This window comes from Ruegeria sp. HKCCD6426, assembly GCF_057221115.1.
This window is the reverse complement of record NZ_JBWVBF010000001.1, coordinates 118,247-144,373: the sequence shown is the minus strand read 5'-3', so window position 1 is coordinate 144,373 and position 26,127 is coordinate 118,247. Positions and strand designations below refer to the sequence as shown.

Here is a 26,127-nt window from a genome sequence, read left to right as displayed (position 1 = left end):
TCTTGAATTGCACTTTCTTCTTTTACTTAGAGCGCGCTATCGTGAACCGGAGTCGACATGATGGGCGGAGGACGTCAATGGTCAGTGAACGTTTCGGCTTGGTTGTACGTATCAGCGTGCTGGCGTTGTTTGCTTTTTCGTCAGGAGGAGGTGCCGTGGCACAAGAGAATGAAATTTCTGTAGCTAAGAACCTTTCCCGGCAGGCTGTTGAAATGTGGGCTGCGGGTACCGCCATTAACGAGTCAATTTTCGCCGATGGCTATCAGAACCATCAAGCACCTTTGGCGAACGGCGACACAGGGAGCATAAACCTGACCACTTGGGTCGGCATCGTTGAGGACAATCATAGGGCTTTCTCCGACCTCAAGGTCGAGATTTTTGGGCAGACCGCCGAAGGCGACCGCGTGTCCACCCACTGGCGTTTTTTCGGGACCCAAAACGGTTCTTATCTTGGACTGCCCGCTTCTGGCCGTTCGGTTGATTGGACCGGGGTTCAGATTGACCGGATCGCCAATGGTAAGATAGCGGAAAGCTGGGTCGTCTGGGATTTCTTCACACTGCGACAGCAGCTTGGGATCGGCAACTAGAGCCACCGGGTTTGTTGTGCCCGATCCCGAATAAACCGGGCACTCCCGCATTTCTCAGGTATTGAACAGAAAGTGCAGCACATCGCCATCCTTGACGATGTACCCCTTGCCCTCAGCCCGCATCTTGCCTGCCTCTTTCGCCCCCTGTTCACCATTAGCGGCGATGAAATCGGCATAGGCGATGGTTTCGGCCCGGATGAATCCCTTTTCGAAATCGCCATGAATCACACCTGCGGCCTGTGGCGCGGCGGTGCCTGTCCGGATGGTCCACGCACGGGCCTCTTTCGGGCCGACGGTGAAGTAGGTTTCCAGCTTGAGCAGGTCGTATCCAGCGCGGATCAGACGGTCGAGGCCGGGCTCTTCCAGCCCCATCTCTTCGAGGAACATCTGCGCCTCGTCATCTTCCAGCAGGCTGATCTCTTCTTCGATCTTAGCGCTGATGATCACATGAGCATTACCCTGAGCCGCGGCCATTTCGGCCACGCGGGCGGAATATTCGTTGCCTTCGGCGGCTTCTTCCTCGGACACGTTGCAGACGTAGAGAACCGGCTTTGTGGTCAGCAGTTGCAACATCTTCCATGCCTTGGCGTCTTCGTCCGACACCTCAACCAGACGTGCGGGCTTGCCATTTTCAAGCATAGCCTGTGCAGTTGCCAAAAGGCGTTCCTGCTGCTGCGCCTCTTTATCATTGCCCTTGAGCTTGCGCACCAGATTGGCACGGCGCTTTTCGATGCTTTCCAAATCGGCCAGCATCAGCTCGGTCTCGATGGTATCGGCGTCGGCAACGGGATCGACGCGACCGTCCACGTGGGTCACATCACCGTCTTCGAAACAACGCAGCACATGGGCGATGGCATCGGTCTCACGGATATTGGCCAGAAACTGGTTGCCCAGCCCTTCACCTTTAGATGCACCCTTCACCAGACCAGCGATATCTACAAAGGTCATGCGTGTCGGGATGATCTGTTTCGAGCTGGCAATCGCCGCCAGTTTGTCTAGCCGGTCATCAGGAACCGCGACATCACCCACATTGGGTTCGATCGTGCAGAACGGAAAATTTGCCGCCTGCGCAGCCGCGGTTTTGGTCAGCGCATTGAAGAGGGTCGATTTGCCCACATTCGGCAAACCCACGATTCCCATTTTAAAGCCCATGACGGCCTCCTGATACCATTCGAGCGCTGCTTCTATGCAGGTCCGCGTTGATACGCAAGCAAGACAGAAGGAACATCGGGGATGTCCATTTTTGCAACATCACAAAAATGTTGGAATCTCGTGAACTTGCGCGGATTGTAAACTGCACCCTAAGCTTCCCACGTAAAGGTTAAGAGCAATTAAGTAGTGAAGAAAATGAAATCTCTCATCGTTACGGCTGCACTTGTGGCGGCCTCCACATCCGCGCATGCTCAATCTCTGGTTTTTGGTGCGGGTTACGCCGACTTTTCTGACAGCCAATCCGACGATCAGGCGATCTTTTCACTGGAATACCAGCATAAGCCGTTTCATGAGGCCACCAGATTCAGCGCAACATGGGGGGCTGCCCTGTCCGTGGACACGGAAGGCGACACCCACATCGGAGCCGGCCTGATCGGGATCTACGCGTTTTCCAACCGCTGGTTTATCGAGGGCAGCGTCATGCCCGGATATTTCAGCGAGGCCGACGAACTGAACGATCTGGGCGGCAGCTTTCAGATCCGCAGCCTTTTAGGCCTAGGTTATACACTAAACAACGGCAACAAAATCTCCATGGCCGTCACTCATAAATCCAATGCCAGCACGCAGGAAGAAAATCCAGGCGTAAACTCATTGCTCTTGAGATATCACTTCGCATTCTAAACCTTCGCCTATGCTGTGGGATTGATTTTCACGCAAAGTTTCTGCACATCAGGTCCAAACCCGAGTGCAAGGACATCTGATGACCCGTATCGACGCCAAGTTCGCCGCCCTTAAGAATGAGGGCAAAAAGGCCTTTGTCGCCTATATCATGGCCGGAGATCCCGATTTCGAAACTTCGCTTGAAGTCGTAAAGGGCCTGCCAGAGGCCGGTGTCGACGTGATCGAGCTGGGTTTGCCGTTTACCGATCCCATGGCCGATGGACCGACCATTCAGGCCGCGGGACAACGGGCACTGGACTCGGGCATGACACTGCAACGCACTCTGGACCTGGCGCGCGCGTTCCGCGAAACAGACAACACAACGCCAATTGTTCTAATGGGGTATTACAATCCCATTTATAGCCGGGGCGTCGATAAATTCCTTGTCGATGCCAAGGAGGCCGGGATCGATGGTTTGATCGTGGTCGACCTTCCCCCCGAAGAAGATGACGAACTGTGCTTGCCAGCACAGGCCGCTGGATTAAACTTCATTCGGCTGGCCACGCCCACTACGGACGATAACCGCCTGCCCCGCGTGCTGCAGAACACATCAGGCTTTGTCTACTATGTCTCGATCACCGGTATCACCGGCGCTGCCGAGGCTCAGGCGACGGATGTCGGCCCCGAAGTTTCGCGGATCAAGGCCGCCACCGATTTACCCGTAATTGTCGGATTTGGCATAAACACGCCCGAAAAGTCCCGGACCATCGCCAGTGTCGCGGATGGTGCCGTGGTAGGCTCGGCCATCGTTAGTCAGATCGGCGCCGGCAAACCTGTGAGTGAGGTTCTCGATTTTGTCAAAACACTGGCGGACGGGGCCCACGCAGCCTGATCATCGCTGAAGTCCGGGGGAACTGGATCATCGCGGCTGGCCTTGGTCAGCCGCTTTTTTGTGTTCGCATTAACGCGGCAACCGACCGCATCTGCGCTAAGTTGCGGTTGGTCGAAAAAATTGGTAAAGAAACTTAACCAATCCTGAGAAGGCCGCGACTCATGCCCGTCATCACCAATATTCAAGACCTCAAACGGATTTACGAACGCCGAGTGCCCCGGATGTTCTTCGACTATGCCGAAAGTGGCAGCTGGACCGAGCAAACGTTTCGGGAAAACACCTCTGATTTCGAGGATATCCGCCTGCGCCAGCGGGTTGCGGTGGATATGTCAGGGCGTACAACTGCGTCACAGATGATCGAACAGGATGTCGCTATGCCAGTGGCGCTTGCACCGGTTGGATTGACCGGAATGCAGCATGCTGACGGCGAGATCAAAGCCGCCAAAGCGGCCGAAGAATTCGGTGTGCCGTTCACACTGTCGACCATGTCGATCAACTCCATCGAAGATGTTGCAGAAGCCACGACCAAGCCATTTTGGTTCCAGCTGTATACCATGAAGGATGAGGACTACGTGGGCCGCCTGATCCAACGCGCCAAAGACGCGAAGTGTTCCGCGCTGGTGATCACGTTGGATCTGCAAATATTGGGTCAACGGCACAAGGACCTCAAGAACGGCTTGTCGGCGCCGCCAAAACTGACCGCCAAGACAATTGCAAACCTGATGACTAAATGGTCCTGGGGCATAGAAATGCTGGGGGCAAAACGACGCGAGTTCGGCAATATCGTTGGCCATGTTGATACCATTACAGACACTTCTTCACTGGGCACCTGGACCGCGGAACAGTTCGACCCCAGCCTGGACTGGAAGAAGGTCGAAAAACTGATGGAGCAATGGGGCGGCAAAGTGATCCTCAAGGGCATTCTGGATGCCGACGACGCCAAAATGGCTGCAAAACTGGGGGCCGATGCCATCGTCGTCTCAAACCACGGGGGGCGCCAGCTGGATGGCGCGCTCAGTTCTATCCGCGTGTTGCCGGAAATTATGGACGCTGTTGGAAGTGACGTCGAAGTGCATCTGGACAGCGGTATCCGGTCCGGGCAAGACGTTCTCAAGGCTCTGGCTCTGGGCGCCAAGGGCACCTTTATCGGCCGCGCCTACATCTATGGTCTGGGTGCTATGGGGCAGAAAGGCGTAACATCTGCACTTGAGGTCATTCAGAAGGAACTCGACACAACTATGGCGCTGTGCGGCGAAAAGAATGTTGCCGCTTTGGGGCGGCATAATCTGCTTGTGCCCGAGGATTTTGGCGGCCGCTGGCAGGATTGATACGCGTTCCATTTCAAGGGTATAAAAACCCCTTTCCAATTGCGCTGAAACAAGCTAAGGACGCGGCTTCACGCGGGTATACAGCCTTGGAGGATGCCCGCCCTAACATTGGAGATATATCATGGCTGGTGAGATTCCTGATCTCGTAGCTCTGGAACGGACGGGGACAGGCAAGGGCGCCGCTCGTAAAGCACGCCGCGAAGGCATGGTTCCGGGCGTTGTGTTTGGCGGCGACAAAGACCCGCTGGCAATCCAGATCCCGTTCAACGAACTGTTCAAACGCCTGAAAGCTGGCCGGTTCAAGTCGACCCTGTGGAACCTGAAGGTTGAAGGCCAGGAAGACGTCCGCGTCATCTGCCGCGACGTTCAGCGTGATGTGGTCAAAGACCTGCCGACCCACCTGGACCTGATGCGCCTGCGCCGGACCACCAAGATCGCGCTGTTCATCCCGGTTGAGTTTGTCAACGAAGAAGAAGCACCCGGCATCAAGAAGGGTGGCGTTCTGACCGTTGTCCGTCCGGAAGTTGAACTGGTCTGCACCGCGGGTGACATTCCTGAGAAGATCACCGTTGATCTGACCGGCATGAACATCAACGACGTTGCGACGATTTCGTCTGTTGATCTGCCGGCCGGCACCAAGCCGACTATCGATCGTGATTTCGTTATTGCGAACATCTCGGCTCCGACCGGATTGGCAACGGATGACGAAGACGAAGGCGACGAGGCCGAAGTGGCCGCTGACGAGGTTGAAGTCGTCGGCAAGGAAGAAGAAGAATAAAACCGGTTCAATTCATCCGGATTTAGAAACGGGGTTCCATTGGAGCCCCGTTTTCATTTTCGAATTTTGGAATTTGATCCCATACTGTGTTAGGCTCGCCGATAGTGGCCCTGTTTTTTAGCCACTTTTCCACCAATCATTTCTTTGGAGCCTGCGATCATGACAAATCGATTCAAGTTCACAGCAACTTTGATTTCAACGATCGGCGGAGTTGTTTGCGGATGCGCGGCGTTCGCGCAGGTACAGGACACGCTGCCAAGCAAAGACGATGTGGCCGATCGGTTTACTTCTGATCATTTTTCGCCCTATGCGGGGCGCAACTTTCCAACTCAGCCGCTTTGGGGCGACACGCACCTGCATACCGAAGTCTCTGTCGATGCTGGTACGATGACACGTTTGAGCCAGGAAGACGCTTACTTGTTCGCGCGCGGCCATGAGGTCACAACGACCCATGGACTGCAGGCGAAACTGTCCCGACCATTGGATTGGCTGGTCATCTCAGACCATGCCGAAATGTACGGGTTGATGCCTCAACTTCTCGGCGGCGATCAGAACGTTCTGTCCTCACCGCAGGGCAAGGTTTGGTACGATGCACTGACCAGTAACGACAACGATCTGGTCTTTGCGACGGCGATGGAAATCGTCGCATCGCTGTCTGACGACGAACCCCCAATTGATAACCCCAAGGCCATTAAGGACGCTTGGCAAGAATACACTGCTCTTGCAGATAGATACAACGAGCCGGGGGTTTTTACTGCTCTAATCGGATACGAGTGGACGTCCGAAGGCGGCGACAATATCCATCGCAATGTCATCTTTCGTGACGGTTCGGATATGGCCAATCAAGTGCTGCCGTTTTCTCAATTCGACAGCAAAAATCCCGAAGACCTTTGGGCACATCTGGCCGAATACGAAGACCGGACTGGTGGCGACGTATTGGCGATTCCGCATAATGGGAACCTTTCCAACGGACGTCTTTTTTCGATCTCAAATTTCGATGGCACCCCTCTGACCGAAGAAAACGCGCAACTACGCGCCCGGTTCGAGCCAGTCATTGAGACGACGCAGATCAAAGGCGACAGCGAAGCGCACCCGTTTCTAAGCCCGGATGACGAGTTTGCCGATTTCGATACGTGGGATGCGTCGAACCTGAATGGGACCGAAGCCAAGACTGAAGACATGCTGCAATACGAGTATTCCCGCGAGGCCTACAAAACCGGTCTGATGCTTGAAGAGCAACTGGGTATCAACCCATACAAGTTTGGCCAAATCGGTTCAACCGATGGCCACACCGGCATGACAGCAGTGGAAGAGGATAACTTTTTTGGCAAACATTCTGGTGTAGAACCCGAACCGCACCGTTGGGAACACATAGTGATCGAAGCTCCTGAGCCGGAGTTTTCTATCTACGGCTGGAAACAGGCCTCTGGTGGGTATGCCGCTGCTTGGGCGATCGAAAACACACGCCAGGCGATCTTCGACGCGCTGGAACGGCGTGAGGTCTACGGCACGACTGGTTCTCGCATGATGGTGCGATTTTTCGGAGGGTGGGGTTTCGCGGAAGAGGATGCTCTTTCACGACTGCCAGCCGATATCGGCTATGCCAAAGGCGTCCCGATGGGAGCAGACCTGCCCGCCAGAACCGGTGACGGCGCCCCAAACTTCCTGATCGCCGCATTGAAAGATCCATATAGCGGAAACCTAGACCGAGTGCAGGTCATCAAAGGTTGGCTGAATGCAGACGGCACGCGAGGTGAAAAAGTTTACGACGTTGCATGGGGCGGCGACCGAACACCCGGGTCGGATGGCAAGGTACCGCCTGTCGGCAACACAGTGGATGTTGAGAATGCGACCTGGACGAACACGATCGGCGCACCGGAATTGATCACCTATTGGCAGGATCCTGATTTCGATCCGTCTCTAAGGGCATTCTATTATGTCCGGGTGATCGAAATCCCGACACCTCGCTGGACCGCATATGAGGCCAGGAGATTCGGTGTTCAAATGGACGCAGAGGTGCCAATGACGACGACCGAGCGGGCCTACACCTCACCTATCTGGTACACGCCGGAGAACTGACTTCTTTCGGCGGAGCAATTGTTGTAGGGCTCGACTGGATTTCCCATCCATTTCCGGGCATGACAGGGCGAGGCGAATAAAGACACGCGGAGCGCTGCTATGAAACTTTTTGTCGGATTGGGTAATCCGGGGCAGAAATACGCCCGGAACCGACATAACATTGGCTTCATGGCTGTAGATAGGATTGCCGAAGATCATGACTTTGGCCCTTGGCGATCCAAGTTTCAGGCCGAGATTACCGAAGGCCGCCTGGGTTCACAGAAGATCCTTCTGATGAAACCCCAGACCTTCATGAACCGCTCGGGCCAGTCCGTCGGCGAAGCTATGCGGTTCTACAAGCTGGATTCAACGGACGTGACGGTGTTCCACGACGAATTGGATCTCGCTCCCGGAAAAGTGCGTGCTAAGGCTGGCGGCGGACATGCGGGCCATAACGGTTTGCGTTCGATCCACGATCATATCGGTGCCGCCTATGACCGGGTGCGTTTGGGGATCGGGCATCCGGGCCGCAAAGAGATGGTCTCTCCCTACGTGCTGAGCGATTTTGCCAAAGCCGACGCTGATTGGTTGGAGGACGTCCTGCGCGGTGTCTCGGATGGCGCCAAATATCTGGCTGAAGATGAAAGTGGCAAGTTCATGAACGCCGTCGCACTGCGCACGGCACCGGCCCGGTCTTCGAAGACTCCTTTGCCCTCCGACGCGAAACCCAAACCCGCAGAGACACCGGAACTCGCAACCGACGAACGTTCGGCGATGCAAAAGTTGCTGGACAAATTCAGGTAGTTCTCAGTCGGATGCCGTAACGTTTTGATTGCGAACCAGATCGCGCCGCGCTCCAATGAAGCAGGCTAAAGGGAGGCGACGGATGAAAATCGTGTTCAAATGGCTATTGCGCATCGTGCTGGCTTTGGCTCTGGCCGCTGTGGTCGTCGGAGTCTGGAAGCGCGAAGAGATTACCCGTTTGATGGCCGTGAACTCTTTGTTCACCGCAGAAAAGATAGTTCACAACTTTTCGCATATGAATGACGCGTTCCTGACTGTCGACTTGCCTCGTGGCAATGGCCCAACTTGGGAGCTTCCTTATGGCCCCGGATTTGACCTGCCAGAGGGTACGGACGCATGGATTGACGAACGTGCCGTGACCTCTTTGCTGGTGTTGCAAGACGGGCAGATTCGGTTCGAAGAATACTACCTGGGCACCGGCCCGGACGACCGGCGGATTTCATGGTCGGTTGCCAAAAGCTACTTGTCCGCCCTGTTCGGCATTCTCATGGACGAGGGCGCGATCGAGTCACTGGACGATCCGGTGATAAACTACGCGCCGAAGCTCGCGGGCAGCGCTTACGAAGCCGCAACGATCCGTAATGTTTTGAACATGGCCAGTGGTGTCACGTTTGACGAAGACTATCTGGACTACGACTCGGACATCAACCGGATGGGCCGCGCAATTGCACTGGGCGGGGAGCTGGACGATTTCGCGGCCTCGCTGCATGACAGTTTCACCGCTCCGGGAGATGTCTGGCAATACGTGTCAATCGACACGCATGTGATCGGAATGGTGATCCGAGGCGCAACCGGGCGGAACGTGGCCGATCTGATGACTGAAAAGATCGTGCAACCGCTGGGGTTGGAACGCGACGGATATTACATCACCGATGGGGCCGGCGTCGCTTTTGTTTTGGCGGGCCTGAACTTTACCGCCCGCGATTTCGCCCGTTTCGGGCAGATGATCCTGCAAAATGGAGTACGAGACGGTAACCAGATAGTCCCGGCAGATTGGATCGCGGAAGCCACATGGCCCAGCGCCCCTACCGCACCCGGCGAAACCGGGTATGGCTACCAATGGTGGATTCCCATCGGCGCACATGAAGGTGAGTTCTTCGCGCGTGGAATTTATGGCCAATACATCTATTTTGACCAGCCACGCGGCGTGCTGATCGTCACCACCGGGGCCGACCGAAAATTCCGCGAACCCGGCGTCAGTGACCAGAATGTCGAAATGTTCCGCAAGATCGCACAAAACCTGTAAGATGCCCCTATGCAGAAACAGGATAGCATCAATGTGCTTGGCGGAGTTTTGGCCCCTTGTTCGCGCAAGCCGCTAACAGGGTTCTTTCGCGACGGGGCCTGCAACACCTGCGCAGAAGACCAAGGCAGCCATACGGTCTGTGCAATCATGACCGCCGAGTTTCTCGCGTTTTCCAAATACGTTGGTAATGACCTGAGCACACCCCACCCCGAGTTCAATTTTCCCGGCCTCAGTGCCGGGGACAGCTGGTGCCTGTGTGCAGCACGATTTCTACAGGCTCATGACGAAGGTTGTGCACCCAAGGTTAATCTGGAGGCGACACATCAGCGGGCTCTGGACATTGTGCCGCTAGAAATTCTGAACATTCACCGATCAAGGCACCAAGCATAGATTGCCGGAACCCAGTACCCGCGCGCCGTGTGCAACGGTGATCCGCAGATTGAACCACAGATCAGGCCTCGGAAAATGGGCCAGCACCGCAGCGGGTATCCAACGCAGTCACGCCCAACGGCCCATTTGGGTTGCCGCCAGGAAATCCGGATAGGCGCCAAAATACCTGGGCAATCACATCTTGTCCGCCCATTTAGGCGCGACAGCATCGTTTTTCCGACCAAATCGTCCGGCGTCATCTGAATTGGCCAGGTTGCGCAAACCCGGCAACCTGACACAAGGTTCTTAACCCCGCCAGACGAAGGGATCAGTCGGCTGAGCGGCCTTCGGTGTCTGACATGTCAAAATTCAGGTACTTTGCGACGGTCTGAACATCCTTATCGCCGCGTCCACACATGTTCATGCAGATCAGGTGATCTTTGGGCAGGTCCGGGGCAATTTTCATGACATGGGCCAGTGCGTGGCAGGGTTCCAACGCGGGAATGATGCCTTCGGTCGCACAACACAGCTGGAACGCCTCCAGTGCCTCTTTGTCGGTGATCGAGACGTATTGGGCGCGGCCAACATCATTCAACCAGGAATGCTCAGGCCCGATTCCGGGATAATCCAGCCCCGCCGATATGGAATATCCTTCCAGGATCTGGCCATCGTCGTCCTGCAACAAATACGTCCGGTTGCCATGCAGCACACCCGGGCGCCCACCAGTCAGCGAAGCGCAATGCTCCATCTTTTCATTTACGCCTTTGCCCCCGGCCTCGACACCGATGATGTTGACGGATTTATCGTCAAGGAACGGATAGAACAGGCCCATAGCGTTCGATCCACCGCCGATGGCGGCAATAATCGTATCCGGCAGGCGGCCTTCTGCCTTTTGCATCTGCTCTTTGGCTTCCTTACCGATGATCGACTGGAAGTCGCGAACCATCGCCGGATATGGGTGCGGGCCTGCCACAGTGCCGATGCAGTAAAACGTGTCGCGCACATTGGTCACCCAATCGCGCAGAGCATCGTTCATCGCATCCTTCAGCGTGCCGCGGCCCGAGGTCACCGGAATCACTTCTGCCCCTAGCAGGCGCATACGAAACACGTTCGGTGCCTGACGCTGAACATCATGCGCACCCATATAGACGATACATTTTAGGCCAAACTTGGCGCAGACAGTGGCCGTGGCCACGCCATGCTGCCCTGCCCCGGTTTCCGCGATGATCCGGGTTTTACCCATGCGCCGCGCCAGAATGATCTGACCCAGCACGTTGTTAATTTTGTGCGCGCCCGTGTGGTTCAGTTCATCGCGCTTTAGATAGATTTTTGCACCGCCCAAATGCTCGGTCAGGCGTTCCGCATAATACAGCGGCGAGGGCCGGCCCACATAGTTTGTCCACAGATCATCCATTTCGGCCCAGAAGGTTGGGTCGTCCTTGGCCCTGTCATATTCCTCTGCCAGCGATAGGATCAGCGGCATCAGCGTTTCGCTGACAAATCGCCCGCCAAAAATGCCAAAGCGGCCCTGTTCATCGGGGCCGGACATGAAGGAATTGAAAAGATCGTTGGCCATGGATGTCTCCCTCGTCGTACCCGTTGTTCATAGGAGGTGATGACGGGATTTGCCATCGCAAAACGTACTATTCCGCCGCCTGGGATTGCTGCTTCCAAACGTCCAGTGCCTGAGCACGGGTCGGAACGGCGATGCAGGTGAATTGGCAGAAATGATTTGTTTCTGCCAACCGGGACGCCACTTGCATCACGCGGCGATGGGGGCCGGATTGGGCAAAGGTCAACATCGCCTCGACATCGTGCCATACGGTGAGCGAGAAATAGAGTCCCTGATGCGGGAAAACTTCAGTGTGAAAACACAACGGATCGCCCTGAGCCTGACGCAATGCCTGCCCCGCACGCCAGAAAAACTCCGGCGCGTGATACCAGCGTTTTAGGGTAATTCCACCAATCGCAGCCAGCATATTCGCGTCCTCCACAAAGAGAGATACGCGGTCAGTGCCCGATCAGATCACCGGGCGGCGTCGATAAATGCTTTGATTAGGCTCGGGTCCTTGACGCCCGGCGCACTTTCGACCCCGGATGCGACATCGATTTGGTTTGCGCCGGTCATCCGAATGGCCTCGGCCACGTTGCCCGGATTAAGCCCGCCCGACAGCATCCACGGCGTGCGCCAGTACTTACGCCCCGCCAGCAATCGCCAGTCGAAAGGCAATCCGTTTCCACCCGGCAATTCCGAGTTTTTCGGGGGCTTGGCATCGATCAGCAGCAGATCAGCGGTCTCTGAATATACGTCGATCGCGGCTAAATCCTGGGCTTCGGCCACCCCGATCGCCTTGATGACTGGCAGCCCATAGCGCTGCTTCAACTCGGCAACCCGTTCGGGGCTTTCCGCTCCGTGAAGTTGCAGCATGTCCAAGGGGACACCAGCAACAATTTCATCAAATTGCGCGTCTGAAAAATTCACGGCCAGCGCCACTTTGGCCACACCAGCGGGCACCTCACCGGCCAGAGCTGCCGCTTGCGCAATCGACGCGTAGCGCGGTGACTTAGGAAAAAAGTTGAACCCAATATAGCGCGCGCCAGCGTCAACGGCCGCGCGCACATCTTCTTGCGCGGTCAGACCGCAAATTTTGACATTTACATCAGTAGACATCGAATGACCTCAGCTGGCCTCGTCCAGCAGCGCCAGAACGTCGTCCTGACCTTCGTTCTGCTTTCGCTTGAGCTTTTTGACCTCACGCTCAAGCTTGCGCACTTCGCTTTTCTTGACGGTGGCGTCCCTGCGATGCTTGTGCTCACGCAGCCATTCCCACAAGAAACCAATCACCAGACCAGCCACAACGCCACCCAGAACCACAACAAACAAAGGCAAAGTGGTAGACAAGTTGAAGCTCAGCAATTCGGACAGAGCATCCGGCATCAGCCTCAGCTCAACCATCTGTCGGTTGGCCAGCGAGATCGACACCAGAATGATCCCAAGAATCGCCAGAAAACCATATCGAAGATAACGCATCATGGGGTCAGGCTTTACCGTTCAAACGGTCCCTTAGCAACTTGCCAGTTTTGAAGAACGGCACACATTTTTCATCGACCTGTACAGTCTCTCCTGTACGAGGGTTGCGACCAACGCGCGCATCGCGCTTTTTGACGGAAAACGCCCCGAACCCGCGCAGCTCGACACGGTCACCGCGCGACATGGCATCGGTCACTTCCTCGAATACGGTATTCACGATCCGTTCGACATCTCGCTGGTATAGATGTGGATTTTCGTCGGCGATTTTCTGAATCAATTCTGAACGGATCATGCGTGTTACCCTCCCAGGTGACCGGTTAACCAAGCCTATTGTTCTGGACAGTATAGGAAAAAACCCGGAACGGGGGAACGTATACTCTGCGTGCAAAGGCTTCATTTTGCAGGAAACTCACGCGATTTTTCGCTTGTCAGGCGGAAATTCACACCTATTGCGCGAGCAATAGCAAAATTAACCCAGGAAATTAGAACACATTGATTCGCAACAAAAACGGCCCCGCGCTTTCGCGCGAGGCCGCAAATCACGTTCGGGATACCCCTGGGATCAGTCGCCGGACTTCAGCGCTGCACCCAGGATATCGCCCAACGATGCGCCCGAGTCGGAAGAACCGTACTGTTCCACGGCCTCTTTCTCTTCGGCGATCTCGCGGGCTTTGATCGACAGACCCAGACGGCGGGTCTTACTGTCGACGTTGGTGACGCGCACGTCGACCTTGTCACCGACCGAGAAACGCTCGGGGCGCTGTTCGGCACGGTCACGCGACAGGTCAGAGCGGCGGATGAAGGACTTCATGCCTTCGTATTCCACCTCGATGCCGCCATCCTCGATTGCAGTGACTCCAACGGTGATGACCGAGCCACGCTTCACGCCGCCCACGGCTTCGGCGAACTTGTCACCGCCCAGGGCTTTGATCGACAGCGAGATACGCTCTTTCTCGACATCCACTTCAGAGACGACAGCCTGTACCACGTCGTTCTTGTGGTAGTTCTGGATGGCATCCTCGCCACGCTCGTCCCAGGAAAGGTCCGACAGGTGAACCATGCCGTCGATGTCGCCTTCGAGGCCAATGAACAGACCGAATTCGGTGATGTTCTTGACTTCGCCTTCGACCTCGGTGCCCTCGGGGTGTGTTTCTGCAAACACTTCCCACGGGTTGCGCTGAGTCTGTTTCAGGCCCAGAGACACGCGGCGCTTGGCGCCGTCGATTTCCAGAACCATGACGTCGACTTCCTGGCTGGTCGAAACGATCTTGCCGGGGTGGACGTTTTTCTTGGTCCAAGACATCTCGGATACGTGCACCAGACCTTCGACACCGGCTTCCAGCTCGACGAATGCGCCGTAGTCGGTGATGTTGGTGACGCGACCCTGATGGACCGAGCCCAGCGGGTACTTGGCAGCAACCAGATCCCACGGATCGTCCTGCAGCTGCTTCATGCCCAGGCTGATGCGGTGGGTCTCTTTGTTGATCTTGATGACCTGAACCTTGATGGTTTCGCCGATCGTCAGGATCTCGGACGGGTGGTTCACACGACGCCAAGCCATGTCGGTGACGTGCAGCAGGCCGTCAACGCCGCCCAAGTCAACAAATGCACCGTATTCGGTGATGTTCTTGACGACACCCTCGACGGTTTGACCTTCGGACAGGTTGCCGATGACTTCGGCACGCTGTTCGGCACGTGATTCTTCCAGGATGGCGCGACGCGAAACAACGATGTTGCCACGGCGGCGGTCCATTTTCAGAATCTGGAACGGCTGCTTCAGACCCATCAGCGGGCCAGCGTCGCGCACGGGGCGAACGTCAACCTGCGAGCCGGGCAGGAACGCAACTGCGCCACCCAGATCGACGGTGAAGCCACCTTTGACGCGACCAAAGATTGCACCTTCGACGCGCTGGTCGTCGGCATATGCTTTTTCCAGACGATCCCATGCCTCTTCACGGCGGGCCATCTCGCGCGAGATGACGGCTTCGCCACGGGCGTTTTCTGCGGCGCGCAGGTAGACTTCTACCTCGTCACCAACAGCGATTTCAGGGGCTTCGCCGGGGTTTGCGAATTCTTTCAGATCAACGCGGCCTTCCATTTTGTAGCCAACGTCGATGATGGCCTGGCCGGCTTCGATCGCCAGAACCTTGCCTTTGACAACAGAACCCTCTTCGGGCGTGTCCATTTCGAAGCTTTCGTTCAGGAGGGCTTCGAATTCCTCCATGGTTGTATCAGCCATCTGGCAGTGTTTTCCTTTACATACGTTTTTACTGGCCGAGCGGTTGTCTCCGCCGGTCTTAATGGATTGGTCAGACGATCTGACTTAGTGCACAAAACAAAGAGGGCCGGTTGGTTCCGACCCTGCTCGTCTCATTGTTTTATGGCTCAAATCGCCTTGTCGACGGGCGCTCTATAGCGGCTAAGGCAAGACGCTGCAAGTCCAAGGCGAAAACCGGCGCTGCAGAATTCTGCCGAACTCAGATTTCTTCACCCTTTTTTAAAAGCTCTTCAATCAATTTGCGCTGCAGATCGTTGCTGTCCCCACTACCGAATTGGGCCGCACCGCCAGAATACAGCGTCCCGTAGGTCTTGGCGATGTTCACGGTCTGAGCAAGCCCAGAGATCAGCTGGTCCTTTTCCAGTGGTGAGAGCGGATGGATAAAAGCTGCCCAAAGCGTTCCATTGGCTATTGCATATCTGGCGTCTAATGCAGTGTCGAAATTGGCTTGCATCATTCTTTTCAAATCGTCCTGAGACAGCTCGGATGCACTGCGGATTGGAACCATGGCACGCATCCGGTCAGCATTCGTGTCTGTAATCACCAGAACCGGAACATCCGAGACCGTCAGTTGAAACCCTGGTCCGCGCGGCTGCGCCTCGGGGTCCAGCGCGAAAACAATCTTGCCCAAACGCTCATAGGTCATTGGCGGTTCATTGTCATGCGCCTGAGGCTGACTTTCCTGAGCGGCCAAGCTCCCCGCCGTGAAAATCAGAAAAATGGCTAGTCGGATCATGAGGTCACTCCTGCAAACACTCTTTCACCATAGGGCTGCACGTCTGGGCTGACTAAACAAAGCTGTGTGAACACATTGGATCAAAGGTACGTACTTACGAACTATCTGCAATGTTTGCTGACCTAACTGCGATTAAACGTCCGGGAAACTCTGTCTAGCTTTGTCACATCGGTTGACACCATGTCGGCCCGTTTCCAAACTAGGAAGGAAAAACACTATGAAGTCCCTTGTTTTCACCGCCCTTGCGGCAACTCTGGCTCTGACCGCTCCGGCCTTTGCAGTCGACGAGATTAACGTATCCAAAGGCATCGCCGCCGCCGGCGCCCCGCTGGCGGTGCACGGTGTGGATCTGGTTGCTCTGGTCACCAGCGGTAACCCGGTCGAAGGGTTTGCCAACCATTCGGCTACCTATGACGGCGCATCCTACTACTTCACCAGCGCCGAAAACCTCGAGACGTTCGAGACCAACCCGTCAGCGTATCTGCCTCAGCATGGCGGGTTCTGCTCCTTCGGTGTGTCCGTCGGCAAGAAGTTCGATGGTGACCCGGATCAGTATCTGGTCGCTGATGGAAAGCTGTATCTGTTCCTGAATGCGGCGACCCGCGCCAGCTTTCTGGAAGATGTGACCGGAACAGCCAAAACCGCCGACGATCAGTGGGCCAATATCAAAAGCATCGCGGTTGGCGAGCTGTAATTTTACCGGCATTGACAGTCTGCGGCGGCCCTACGCCGCAGACATTTTTTGAGAGATCACAGCAATAGCCTGCGCCAAAGCCTCGTCAATACTCAGGTCAGACGTGTCCAGAACAACCGCATCTTCGGCAGGCTTCATTGGCGCCGTGCTGCGTTCTGCATCACGTATATCGCGCTCGCACACGTCGGCGAGAACCTGTTCCCGGGAAAGGTCCGAGCCCTTGGCGCTGAGCTCCAGAAAACGCCGTTCCGCCCGAACTTCGGCACTGGCTGTGACGAACAACTTCACATCCGCTTGCGGGCAAATCACGGTTCCGATGTCGCGACCGTCCAGAACCGCTCCACCAGAACGCCGAGCAAAGGCCCTTTGGAAATCAACCAGCGCGGCACGCACCTTGGGAATGACTGCGACTTTAGATGCCGCTTGCGCTATCTCAGCCGTGCGGAGGTCACCCTGCTCCAGTTCTTCTGCCGTAAGGGCCTGTGCCGCCGCCACAGCATCCAGACCGCCCAGCATTCGCCGTCCAACCGCGCGATACAGCAGACCGGTATCGAGATGTGCAAAACCGAATTTCCCGGCGACCGCCTTGGAAATCGTCCCCTTGCCTGCCGCAGCAGGCCCATCAATGGCAACCGTGAAACTGCGGGCTTCCATTAGATCTGCCGGTTCTTGCGAGCCAACTTAGCCCCCAACCGCTCCATCAATGGCTCGAAAATCGGGAAGGATGTCGCAATAGGTCCTGCGTCATCCACGGTCACAGCATTCTTTGCGCCCATACCCAAAATCATGAAAGACATTGCAATGCGGTGATCCAGAAAGCTCTCGCAGATTCCGCCACCCGGGACATTGCCGATGCCTAGCCCCTCGACCGACCACCATTCTTCACCCTCGTTTACCGTCACGCCATTGCTGCGCAGGCCGCGGGCCATGGCATCGATCCGGTCGCTTTCCTTAACGCGCAGTTCTTTGACGCCGCCCATCATGGTTGTCCCGATTGCATTTGCCGCCACCGCTGACAGGACGGGGTATTCGTCGATCATCGAAGCCGCACGTTCCGACGGCACGGTGATCCCTTTCATGTTCGGCGAATATCGTGCGCGCAGGTCAGCGACGGGTTCGCCTCCCTCTTCGCGTTCGTTTTCATAGGTCAGGTCTGCCCCCATTTCGCGCAGCGTTGTAAACAGGCCCGCTCGCGTTGGGTTTAGCCCGATACCTGGCACCAACACATCCGATCCCGGTGTGATCAGCGCCGCGCAGACCGGAAACGCTGCGCTCGACGGGTCGCGTGGCACCGCAATCACTTGCGGCTTAAACTCGGGTCGACCGGTCAGCGTGATCACACGCCCTTCATCGGTGTCCTCGACCGTGATGTCTGCTCCAAACCCGGCCAGCATCCGTTCAGTGTGATCGCGTGTGGCCTCTTTCTCGATCACCACGGTTTTGCCTGGAGCGTTCAGTCCGGCCAGCAGCACGGCTGATTTCACTTGCGCCGAGGGTACCGGTACTTCGTAGCGCACCGGAACCGGGTTAGCGGCACCTACTATGGTCATCGGCAAGCGCCCTCCCGAGCGTCCGATGGATTGCGTTCCAAAAAGTGCCAGCGGATCGGTGACCCGCGCCATGGGGCGTTTGCTCAGGCTCGCATCACCGGTGAAGGTCGCCGTGATCGGAGAGGTCGCCATCGCCCCCATGATCAACCGCACGCCGGTACCCGAGTTGCCGCAGTCTATCACCTGATCCGGCTCGGCGAACCCACCGACGCCGACACCATGCACTGTCCAATCGCCGTTGCCGTGATCCGTGACCTCGGCCCCAAAGGCGCGCATCGCCTTGGCTGTGTCCAGAACGTCCTCGCCCTCAAGCAGGCCGGAAATACTGGTTTCGCCCACGGTCAGCGCGCCCAGGATCAGTGAACGGTGCGAGATCGACTTGTCGCCGGGCACCTCAGCCGTACCGTTCAGCGGGCCGCAGGGATGCGAGGTCATCGGGATGGGCGTGCCGTGTCCGGACATGGGGGCTCCTTTTGCGCTATCAGTCCTAGGCCGATTAGCGAATTGGGACCACTTGGTCCAGCGACAATGATGCGGTGTATGGGCGCGAAGCAGTCTGTTAGGCCTCTCCCAGCCATTTGGCCGGGTTCTCTTCGGCGATCTGCCGGAACACTTCTTCGCCCAGCGCGTTTCGAAGTCGAATGCACACAGCTTTTTCCGACAGCTTTTCCTGTCGGGTCATATAGTAATCCGACCCAAACAGAACCCGAGACCTCAGTCGCGCGCTTTCTTCGTCGTCACCGGTCAGGAAAATTCTCAGAAACGGGGCGTAATCCTCGAACTGGAACAGGGTGTAAGAGATGTCGGTCCACAGCCCTGGGTAATCTCCACTGCCGATAATACGCCGGATCGCCACCTGCCAGTTTCGGTTGAATGCATCGTCCAGAGGGTTCTGCCGGTCCGGGTTGGCATAAGCCTCCCAGTCGCGTTGCCCTCCGAAATGCGCGAGACAAATCCGAAGCGCGGGATGTGCACGCATGACAGGGATAAAGGCGTCGGGCTCTGTGTATCGATCCGCCCAGTAATCCGACAGGTATCTCCCCTGAACGCCACCCCGCGAACAATGGGACATCACAGGCAAATTCTTTTCGGCCAAGCGAGGATACACATGTTGCATCAGTACAGGATCATCCGGGGCAAAACCCAGTCGCGGGTAAAGCTTAAGTCCACGAAACTTAAGGCCATCAATTGCCCGCCATAGCTCTTTCGCCTCGGGATCCGCCCGAGGGTCAATCGTTGCAAATGGGATAACGGACCTGCCAATCTCTGAATCTCCGGCGAGCTTCGCCAACTCGTCATGTTGCGCGCGCAGCGGCACTGATGGAGCACCAAATCCAAACGCCGATAACTCCATCGGCAGCACGACAAAACGAGTATTGCCCGGGTAGTGCCGCCTCATATTTTCGAGGATTTCCCGCTGATTGTCTTCAGCGGTCTCCTGTTGAAAACGGTACAGCCGGTCCAGTTTCTCCGCGACGGGATGCTGCCCGATCAGGCGCGCGCCAAATGCCAACGCTTTCAGTAGCCAAGGCATTTTCTTGAATGGTTTCAGCGCCGGATAAGGATAGTCCTCGGGAACATGGCGCGCGTGGAACAAATGGGTGTGGCAATTTGTGATCTGAATTTCGGACATGTGAGATCCTGAAAATACTTGTACTAACAAAGCGCATGTGGCGCGCTTAACCTAGCATAGCATTCAGGATTGCAGAAATCTGGTCAGGATCAGTTCTCGGTCCGGCGGAAGGTCAGGTAATGGGGCGTTCTACCTTCGCGCAGTGCTTTTTGTTCGTACCGGGTCGAAATCCAGTCGTCCCACGGCTCTTGCCAATCGGCAGGACCTTCGGCCAACCATTCGAAACCGGCACGCGGTACTTCCTCCAGGGTTTGGCGAACATAGTCCGGTATATCAGTCGCCACCCGGAATATCGCGCCAGGCTTCAGCGACCTGGCCAGCGGTTCAAGATGTTCAGGTGTGACGAAACGGCGGCGATGATGTCGCGTCTTTGGCCACGGATCGGGGTAAAGCAGAAAAGCGCGCGCGATGCTGGCCTCGTGCAGAACGTCGAAGAGGTCACGGGCGTCACCGGGATGGACAGCAAGGTTTTCAACGCCTGCCCGGCGGATCTTGCCCAACAGCATGGCAACTCCGTTGATATACGGCTCTGCCCCTATGATACCAATATCCGGATTATTCTTTGCCTGATGCACCAGATGCTCGCCGCCGCCAAAACCAACCTCAAGCCAGACCGGTTTGCCGCCAAATAGCCCATCCAGATCGAGCGGAGTGCGTTGGGGATTGGTTTCCCAATCGACCGCGCCGGGCGACAAAGCGGTTAGGTCTTCCGACAGATAAGTCTTTTGACTGGACTTCAGGGTTTTGCCCTTGAAGCGGCCATAGAAGTTTCTGCGGGGGCGTTGTGGGGTCTCGGTGCTCATGGCGGTGCCCATACTGCGCAGCTTGGATCGTTGCAAGAGGTGGCTGTCGCAGGTCTGATAGACTGCCCCCAAATCGCTGAGGCGCATCCAAATAGAAAAAGCGCGCCTTTGAGGGCGCGCCTTTGTATAACAACTGGTCAGACTGCCTGCTTCAGCGCGTCAGTCAGATCTGTACGTTCCCAGCTGAACCCGCCATCAGCCTCGGGGTTTCGGCCAAAATGACCATAGGCCGCAGTACGCTGGTAGATGGGTTTGTTCAACTCCAGATGCTGCCGGATTCCGCGCGGGGTCAGGTCCATCACCTGAGCTACGGCCTTTTCGATTTCTGTATCTGCAACCTGACCCGTTCCGTGGGTTTCGGCATAAATCGAAAGTGGCTTGGAGACACCAATCGCATAGCTCAGCTGAATCGTGCAGCGTTCAGCCATGCCCGCGGCCACGACGTTCTTGGCCAAATAACGTGCGGCATAGGCAGCCGAGCGGTCCACTTTGGTCGGATCTTTACCCGAGAACGCGCCACCGCCATGAGGCGCGGCACCTCCGTAGGTATCCACAATGATCTTGCGTCCGGTCAGACCCGCGTCACCGTCCGGCCCGCCGATCACGAACTTGCCGGTTGGGTTTACGTGCCACTCGGTCTCAGCCGACAGCCAGCCCTCAGGCAGGGTTTCACGGATATAGGGCTCGACAATCTGACGAATGTCATCCGAAGTCAGCGACTCGTCCAGATGTTGCGTCGACAAAACGATCGAATCTACACCCACTGGCTTGCCGTCTCGATAGACCACCGACAACTGTGATTTCGCGTCCGGTCCCAACACGGACTCGGTGCCGTTCTTGCGGACTTCGGCCAGGCGCCGCAGGATGGCGTGTGAATACTGGATCGGCGCAGGCATCAATGCCGGCGTTTCCGTCGTCGCATAGCCGAACATGATGCCCTGATCACCGGCACCTTCATCCTTGTTGTCAGCGGCATCCACGCCCTGCGCAATATGAGCGGACTGCTCATGCAACAGGTTCGTCACCTCGACCGTCTCGTGGTGAAACTTGTCCTGCTCGTAGCCGATATCCTTGATACAGGCACGAGCGATCTCATCAATGCGGCCCATATAGTCGTGCAACTTGTCCTGATCCGACAGGCCAACTTCGCCGCCAATAACGACACGGTCGGTAGTGGCAAATGTTTCGCACGCCACGCGCGCCTCGGGTTCTTCGTTCAGAAAGGCGTCGAGAACGGCGTCCGAGATTCGGTCGCAAACCTTGTCTGGGTGCCCCTCGGAAACGGATTCCGAAGTAAAAGTATAATTCTGTCGGGACATGAAAGTGCTCCATTGAGATTTCCCCGTCACGCCAGGAAGCCGTTGTGACAGGCATCCGAGGGGATACGCCTGCAGTAAAACAGGGTCAATTGGAAATTACGCGTGAACCCGCCGGGCGTTGCGCCAAAGTAGCAATAAAAAGACCAATAGCGCGATGAGGGTCGGATTATCCCCAATTCGCGAATAAAAAGTCGGCGACAAAGGTTGCGGTAGAATTGCGTCGATGTACCCTGCCTGGCCCAGCGGTAGTGCATCGGTGATCCGTCCCAGCGGATCAATCATCGCGGAAACACCTGTGTTGGCCGCCCGCATCATCGGAAGTCCCTGCTCAATCGCGCGCATTTGAGCCTGGGCCAAATGCTGATACGGACCAGATTGTGTTCCGAACCAGGCATCGTTTGTGATCTGCAGCAGAAAATCGGCGCGTGCCGGAGCTGAATGAACGTCTTGCGTGAACACGGCCTCATAGCAAATCAGTGGCAGGGCTGTGCCCAGATTGCCCGCTTCCATCACGGCTGCACCAGAGCCTGCGCTGAACCCGTTACCAGTGGTTGACGCCAGACCCGCGACTCCAAACCGTGCCATCAGGTTGCCAAAGGGCACGTATTCCCCAAATGGCGCCAGATGATGCTTGTCATAGAGACCGGCCTGCTGCCCCTGAGTGTCCAGATAGATCATCGAGTTGTAAATCTGTGCCCCCTCGGCCCGCTGGATGCCCAAGAAAACCGGTGTTCCCTGAGCGGCGTCGGAAATTGCAGTAAGGTAAGGCTGCGCATTCCCTAACCAGGCGGGCACCGCGGTCTCGGGCCACACGATCAGATCTGGTCGGGGATTGACCGCAGTAAATTCAATCTGGCGGGCGAAGAACAGCGGCGCGTAGTCCGGATCCCATTTCTGATGCTGGGGTGCGTTAGGCTGAACAAGCCGGACGACGTGCTCTGTCTCAGCAATGATCGGACGCGTAGTCCCATGGACCATTGCAAGGGCGGCCAGGCCAATCGTGATAGCCACTGGCATTGCTAACCCTCGCAAGGAGCGGTGTTCAACGATTGCTGCGCCCAAGGGAAAGGTCGCGGCAAAGGTCAGTGCGCCCAAGCCATATGGTCCCACCAGCGACAGAATCTGAGCGACCGGCGAATTGACCCAAACTTGAGCGACTCCGGCCCAAGGAAACCCGGTTAGCAGATATCCCCGACCAAATTCAGCCAGCGACAAGCATACTGCCAGAAACACGGCCTGCTGAACCGGTCCGGCACCTGGCCTTCTGGCGGCCCAGAACGCCAGCCCCCAGAACAGTGCAAGCCCACCAGCCAATAAGATCAACGCAAATGGAGCCATCCAGGCATGGCGTTCAGCGTCAACCAAAAACGGTTCGACAATCCAGCTAAGTGCGTTTGCAAAATACCCGGTTGCAAACACCCAGCCCAGCCAAGCGGCGCGACGACGCGTTTCACAAGTGAGGAATAACGGCGCAATCAGAACAAACGCCACCAGTGTTGCGCCCCAATAGCCGAAAGGCGCCAATCCATACGCACCGAGCACGCCCAGCGTCGCTGCAATCACAAGCCTCAGCCAGAAAGGCCAACCCTGCGCTGGGTTCATGTAACGATATCCGGCAACATGACACGCAGACGCTTGATACGGCGCGGATCGGCGTCGATCACTTCAAATTCGGGGCCTTCGGGATGCAGCACAACCTCACCCCGGGCGGGGACCCGGCCGGAGAGCATGAAGACCAATCCTCCCAGCGTGTCGATCTCTTCTTCGTCCACATCCTCGTGACTGGTCAGCGATCGACCAATTTCGGCCTCGAATTCCTCGAGCGGCACGCGGGCCTGCACTACGTAGCAACCCGGTTTCTCCTGCACCCACAGTTGATCCTCGTCCGCGTCGTGTTCGTCCGCGATTTCACCTACGACCTGTTCGATAAGGTCCTCAATCGTCAGCAAACCGTCGACGCCGCCGTACTCATCGATCACAAGTGCCATGTGGCGACGTTCGGTTTGCATCTTGGTCAGAAGAACTCCAATCGGCATCGACGGCGGTACAAACAACAAAGTACGCAGCATCGAACCCAGTTTGAATTCGGTCGAGTCTCCGTTGAAACCATGGGTCAGTGCAAAGTCTTTGAGATGAACAAAGCCTAACGGGGAATCCAGCGTTCCGTCAAAAACCGGTATCCGTGACAGTCCGCTGTCACGAAACACAGTGGCCAGTTCGTCCTTGGAGATTGTCAACGGGACCGAGATGATTTCCGCTGTCGGGATCGCCACGTCTTCGACCCGCATCCGGCGCAAGTTGATCATGCCCCGAGATTGCGGACTGATCGTATCGTGCCCGTTGACGGAGCTCGGCTCTTCGTCTCCCGGCGGGGAAAACGCATCAAGGATACGCGAGAAGAATCCGCCTTTTTCTTCTGCTTCAGTGCTGCTGTCCTGAGGTTGCGCGCGCTGCGCCGCCCTAGAACTGCCGTCTATATCGCCCATTACTCTGTTCCAGTTGATCGAGCCATATGGCCCACATTAAGCATTATATGGGTCATCTTTACCCATTTTGCCAAGTATCTCGACCTCTACGGCCTCCATTAAAGTGGCGTCCCGGTCACGAACGTGATCGTAACCCAGCAAATGCAACATTCCGTGAACAATCAGATGAGTGACGTGGTCAGCCATAGTTTTACCGGCCTCGGCAGCTTCCCGAGCGCAGGTGTCGTAGGAAATCGCTATGTCACCCAGCGCAATCTCGCCCGTGAAATCTGGCTCCGCAGGCGCCGGCATTTGACCGGCTTCTTCCGGAGACAGGTCCACTGCTGGCCAGCTCAGGACATTGGTGGGAACGGGCTTTTCCCGAAACTCGGCATTCAGCTCGGCAATCCGAGCATCATCGCACCCCAGCAAACTGACCTCGCAGATTTCTGCATCCAGACCGCAATAATCGACGACAGCCGTTATTGCCGCGCGCGCCAACACCGTCAGCTCTCGCCAACGGTCATCCTCAATGGTTATCTCAAGGTTCATGACGTCAAATACCAAGGTCCCACACGCGGGACCTCGGCAACTCAACCTGTTTCGCGGCCCGCATCGGCCTCATACGCCTCAATGATGGCGGCGACAAGCGGATGGCGTACGACGTCTTTTGACGTGAAATAGTTGAAGCCGATATTGGGAATCGTCTTCAGCAACCTTTCCGCATCCTTCAGCCCCGACTGCACGCCGCGTGGCAGGTCCACCTGAGACCGGTCGCCGGTAATGACCATGCGGCTGCCCTCGCCCAGACGGGTCAGGAACATCTTCATTTGCATGGTGGTGGCGTTTTGCGCCTCGTCCAACACAACGAAAGCGTTGGCCAAAGTGCGGCCACGCATAAAGGCCAGCGGAGCAATTTCGATTCGCTTTTCCTCGATCAGCTTGGCGAGTTGCTTGCCTGGCAGAAAATCGTTCAGCGCGTCATACAGCGGCTGCATGTAAGGATCGACCTTGTCCTTCATGTCGCCCGGCAGGTACCCCAGCTTTTCTCCGGCCTCGACTGCTGGGCGGCTCAGGATGATACGATCCACATGGCCGCCAATGAACATCGAAACACCAGCGGCAACTGCCAGATAGGTCTTGCCGGTACCTGCCGGACCGATGCCAAAGGCCAGTTCATTTTGAAACAGCGACTGCACATATGCTTTTTGTGCGTCCGTGCGCGGCTCAACCAGTTTCTTGCGGGTCTTGATTTCAACCGTGCCGCCTTTGAACATTTCCAGCTGGTCGCCATCGCGACTGCCTGTCCCGACTTCCGAGTTGCCCATACGGAGCTCTCGGTCGACATCCGCGGCTTCCACCTCACGCCCGCCTTCCAAACGCGTGTAGAGCGCCTGCAAGACTTCGACAGCCTGCTTTTGCGCATCCTCTTCGCCCATGACAACAATCTGATTGCCCCGTCGCACAATCTGGACGGTTAGTTTTTGTTCGATCTCAGCGAGATTGCGATCATATTCGCCGCATAGATCAATCAACAATCGGTTGTCTGGGAATTCAACAAGCGCCTCACGCTGGGGCATGTCATCTTGCGGTGGGGTAAGGGCACCGATGGCCAATCCGTTCTCCTGTCTTGGCGTTTCACCCTGAGCGTGACAACAAATCCGGATCGACGCAAGGCGCAGATTCAATTTTTCCCGACCAGATGACAAAAGCGCCGACGAGTCAGGTCAAATCACTGCAATTG

The 26,127-nt window shown here is 56.5% G+C and carries 27 protein-coding genes and 1 riboswitch; of the genes, 10 read left to right on the top strand and 17 right to left on the bottom strand.

Annotation, left to right across the window (positions count from 1 at the left end; translation table 11 throughout):
* Positions 1 to 77 precede the first annotated feature (77 nt).
* Positions 78 to 587: an ester cyclase gene (locus tag AC2TDA_RS00710; RefSeq protein WP_480878303.1), complete on the top strand. Its 510-nt coding sequence runs from the start codon at positions 78 to 80 to the stop codon at positions 585 to 587.
* Between the two features lie 54 nt (positions 588 to 641).
* Here AC2TDA_RS00710 and ychF read toward each other — a convergent pair whose 3' ends face one another.
* Positions 642 to 1,739 (bottom strand): redox-regulated ATPase YchF, encoded by a 1,098-nt coding sequence (ychF, locus tag AC2TDA_RS00705; RefSeq protein WP_480847730.1) that lies wholly within the window; start codon positions 1,737 to 1,739, stop codon positions 642 to 644.
* A 195-nt stretch (positions 1,740 to 1,934) separates the two neighbouring features.
* Between ychF and AC2TDA_RS00700 the strand changes: the two genes are divergently transcribed.
* The 8 genes from AC2TDA_RS00700 to AC2TDA_RS00665 all read left to right on the top strand — a co-directional run bounded on the left by AC2TDA_RS00700 (position 1,935) and on the right by AC2TDA_RS00665 (position 9,895).
* Positions 1,935 to 2,420, top strand: coding sequence for an acyloxyacyl hydrolase (locus AC2TDA_RS00700; RefSeq protein WP_480847731.1), 486 nt, complete (start codon positions 1,935 to 1,937; stop codon positions 2,418 to 2,420).
* A 79-nt stretch (positions 2,421 to 2,499) separates the two neighbouring features.
* The gene (gene trpA / locus AC2TDA_RS00695; protein ID WP_480847732.1) at positions 2,500 to 3,291 is read left to right on the top strand and encodes a tryptophan synthase subunit alpha; all 792 of its coding nucleotides are present in this window, start codon (positions 2,500 to 2,502) and stop codon (positions 3,289 to 3,291) included.
* Positions 3,292 to 3,452: 161 nt separating this feature from the next.
* Positions 3,453 to 4,619: an alpha-hydroxy acid oxidase gene (locus tag AC2TDA_RS00690; RefSeq protein WP_480878301.1), complete on the top strand. Its 1,167-nt coding sequence runs from the start codon at positions 3,453 to 3,455 to the stop codon at positions 4,617 to 4,619.
* A gap of 121 nt (positions 4,620 to 4,740) precedes the next feature.
* Complete coding sequence (locus AC2TDA_RS00685) at positions 4,741 to 5,397, top strand: 50S ribosomal protein L25/general stress protein Ctc (protein ID WP_480847734.1); 657 nt, start codon at positions 4,741 to 4,743, stop codon at positions 5,395 to 5,397.
* A gap of 159 nt (positions 5,398 to 5,556) precedes the next feature.
* A complete protein-coding gene (locus AC2TDA_RS00680; RefSeq protein ID WP_480878298.1) occupies positions 5,557 to 7,476 on the top strand; it encodes a DUF3604 domain-containing protein in 1,920 nt (639 codons plus the stop codon).
* Positions 7,477 to 7,575: 99 nt separating this feature from the next.
* Complete coding sequence (gene pth / locus AC2TDA_RS00675) at positions 7,576 to 8,259, top strand: aminoacyl-tRNA hydrolase (RefSeq protein WP_480847736.1); 684 nt, start codon at positions 7,576 to 7,578, stop codon at positions 8,257 to 8,259.
* 82 nt (positions 8,260 to 8,341) lie between these two features.
* On the top strand, positions 8,342 to 9,505 hold the full coding sequence (locus AC2TDA_RS00670; RefSeq protein ID WP_480878296.1) for a serine hydrolase domain-containing protein: 1,164 nt from the start codon (positions 8,342 to 8,344) through the stop codon (positions 9,503 to 9,505).
* Positions 9,506 to 9,514: 9 nt separating this feature from the next.
* Positions 9,515 to 9,895, top strand: a complete 381-nt coding sequence (locus AC2TDA_RS00665; RefSeq protein WP_480847738.1) for a DUF2237 family protein — start codon at positions 9,515 to 9,517, stop codon at positions 9,893 to 9,895.
* A gap of 307 nt (positions 9,896 to 10,202) precedes the next feature.
* Here AC2TDA_RS00665 and trpB read toward each other — a convergent pair whose 3' ends face one another.
* The 7 genes from trpB to AC2TDA_RS00630 all read right to left on the bottom strand — a co-directional run bounded on the left by trpB (position 10,203) and on the right by AC2TDA_RS00630 (position 15,919).
* Positions 10,203 to 11,450 (bottom strand): tryptophan synthase subunit beta, encoded by a 1,248-nt coding sequence (trpB, locus tag AC2TDA_RS00660; RefSeq protein WP_480878294.1) that lies wholly within the window; start codon positions 11,448 to 11,450, stop codon positions 10,203 to 10,205.
* A 67-nt stretch (positions 11,451 to 11,517) separates the two neighbouring features.
* Positions 11,518 to 11,853 (bottom strand): hypothetical protein, encoded by a 336-nt coding sequence (locus tag AC2TDA_RS00655; RefSeq protein WP_480847740.1) that lies wholly within the window; start codon positions 11,851 to 11,853, stop codon positions 11,518 to 11,520.
* Between the two features lie 47 nt (positions 11,854 to 11,900).
* On the bottom strand, positions 11,901 to 12,545 hold the full coding sequence (locus AC2TDA_RS00650; RefSeq protein ID WP_480878293.1) for a phosphoribosylanthranilate isomerase: 645 nt from the start codon (positions 12,543 to 12,545) through the stop codon (positions 11,901 to 11,903).
* Positions 12,546 to 12,554: 9 nt separating this feature from the next.
* On the bottom strand, positions 12,555 to 12,905 hold the full coding sequence (locus tag AC2TDA_RS00645) for a lipopolysaccharide assembly protein LapA domain-containing protein (protein WP_480847742.1): 351 nt from the start codon (positions 12,903 to 12,905) through the stop codon (positions 12,555 to 12,557).
* Between the two features lie 7 nt (positions 12,906 to 12,912).
* The gene (gene ihfB, locus AC2TDA_RS00640; RefSeq protein ID WP_480847743.1) at positions 12,913 to 13,197 is read right to left on the bottom strand and encodes an integration host factor subunit beta; all 285 of its coding nucleotides are present in this window, start codon (positions 13,195 to 13,197) and stop codon (positions 12,913 to 12,915) included.
* A gap of 270 nt (positions 13,198 to 13,467) precedes the next feature.
* Positions 13,468 to 15,144, bottom strand: a complete 1,677-nt coding sequence (gene rpsA / locus AC2TDA_RS00635) for a 30S ribosomal protein S1 (RefSeq protein ID WP_480847744.1) — start codon at positions 15,142 to 15,144, stop codon at positions 13,468 to 13,470.
* Positions 15,145 to 15,382: 238 nt separating this feature from the next.
* Positions 15,383 to 15,919: a hypothetical protein gene (locus tag AC2TDA_RS00630; protein WP_480878290.1), complete on the bottom strand. Its 537-nt coding sequence runs from the start codon at positions 15,917 to 15,919 to the stop codon at positions 15,383 to 15,385.
* 217 nt (positions 15,920 to 16,136) lie between these two features.
* Here AC2TDA_RS00630 and AC2TDA_RS00625 point away from each other — a divergent pair, with 217 nt between their 5' ends.
* Positions 16,137 to 16,613 carry a YHS domain-containing (seleno)protein gene (locus AC2TDA_RS00625; protein WP_480878288.1) on the top strand — a complete coding sequence of 159 codons (477 nt, stop codon included), beginning with the start codon at positions 16,137 to 16,139 and terminating at the stop codon, positions 16,611 to 16,613.
* A gap of 30 nt (positions 16,614 to 16,643) precedes the next feature.
* Here AC2TDA_RS00625 and AC2TDA_RS00620 read toward each other — a convergent pair whose 3' ends face one another.
* From AC2TDA_RS00620 to AC2TDA_RS00580, 9 genes are all read right to left on the bottom strand, one after another.
* Complete coding sequence (locus AC2TDA_RS00620) at positions 16,644 to 17,267, bottom strand: (d)CMP kinase (RefSeq protein WP_480878286.1); 624 nt, start codon at positions 17,265 to 17,267, stop codon at positions 16,644 to 16,646.
* Positions 17,267 to 18,625, bottom strand: coding sequence for a 3-phosphoshikimate 1-carboxyvinyltransferase (gene aroA, locus AC2TDA_RS00615; protein WP_480878284.1), 1,359 nt, complete (start codon positions 18,623 to 18,625; stop codon positions 17,267 to 17,269). Before aroA ends, AC2TDA_RS00620 begins: the two co-directional genes overlap by 1 nt.
* Positions 18,626 to 18,722: 97 nt before the next feature.
* Positions 18,723 to 19,796, bottom strand: coding sequence for an amidohydrolase family protein (locus tag AC2TDA_RS00610; RefSeq protein WP_480878283.1), 1,074 nt, complete (start codon positions 19,794 to 19,796; stop codon positions 18,723 to 18,725).
* Positions 19,797 to 19,885: 89 nt separating this feature from the next.
* The gene (gene trmB / locus AC2TDA_RS00605; RefSeq protein WP_480878281.1) at positions 19,886 to 20,599 is read right to left on the bottom strand and encodes a tRNA (guanosine(46)-N7)-methyltransferase TrmB; all 714 of its coding nucleotides are present in this window, start codon (positions 20,597 to 20,599) and stop codon (positions 19,886 to 19,888) included.
* A gap of 137 nt (positions 20,600 to 20,736) precedes the next feature.
* A complete protein-coding gene (gene metK / locus AC2TDA_RS00600; RefSeq protein WP_480847751.1) occupies positions 20,737 to 21,918 on the bottom strand; it encodes a methionine adenosyltransferase in 1,182 nt (393 codons plus the stop codon).
* Positions 21,919 to 21,923: 5 nt separating this feature from the next.
* A riboswitch (SAM-SAH riboswitch) is annotated at positions 21,924 to 21,972 on the bottom strand.
* 42 nt (positions 21,973 to 22,014) lie between these two features.
* Positions 22,015 to 23,520 carry an apolipoprotein N-acyltransferase gene (gene lnt, locus AC2TDA_RS00595; protein ID WP_480878279.1) on the bottom strand — a complete coding sequence of 502 codons (1,506 nt, stop codon included), beginning with the start codon at positions 23,518 to 23,520 and terminating at the stop codon, positions 22,015 to 22,017.
* On the bottom strand, positions 23,517 to 24,404 hold the full coding sequence (locus AC2TDA_RS00590; protein ID WP_480847753.1) for a hemolysin family protein: 888 nt from the start codon (positions 24,402 to 24,404) through the stop codon (positions 23,517 to 23,519). The genes lnt and AC2TDA_RS00590 overlap by 4 nt, the downstream gene beginning before the upstream one ends.
* A 36-nt stretch (positions 24,405 to 24,440) precedes the next feature.
* Complete coding sequence (gene ybeY / locus AC2TDA_RS00585; RefSeq protein ID WP_480878277.1) at positions 24,441 to 24,935, bottom strand: rRNA maturation RNase YbeY; 495 nt, start codon at positions 24,933 to 24,935, stop codon at positions 24,441 to 24,443.
* Between the two features lie 41 nt (positions 24,936 to 24,976).
* Positions 24,977 to 25,999, bottom strand: a complete 1,023-nt coding sequence (locus AC2TDA_RS00580) for a PhoH family protein (protein ID WP_480847755.1) — start codon at positions 25,997 to 25,999, stop codon at positions 24,977 to 24,979.
* Positions 26,000 to 26,127 lie beyond the last annotated feature (128 nt).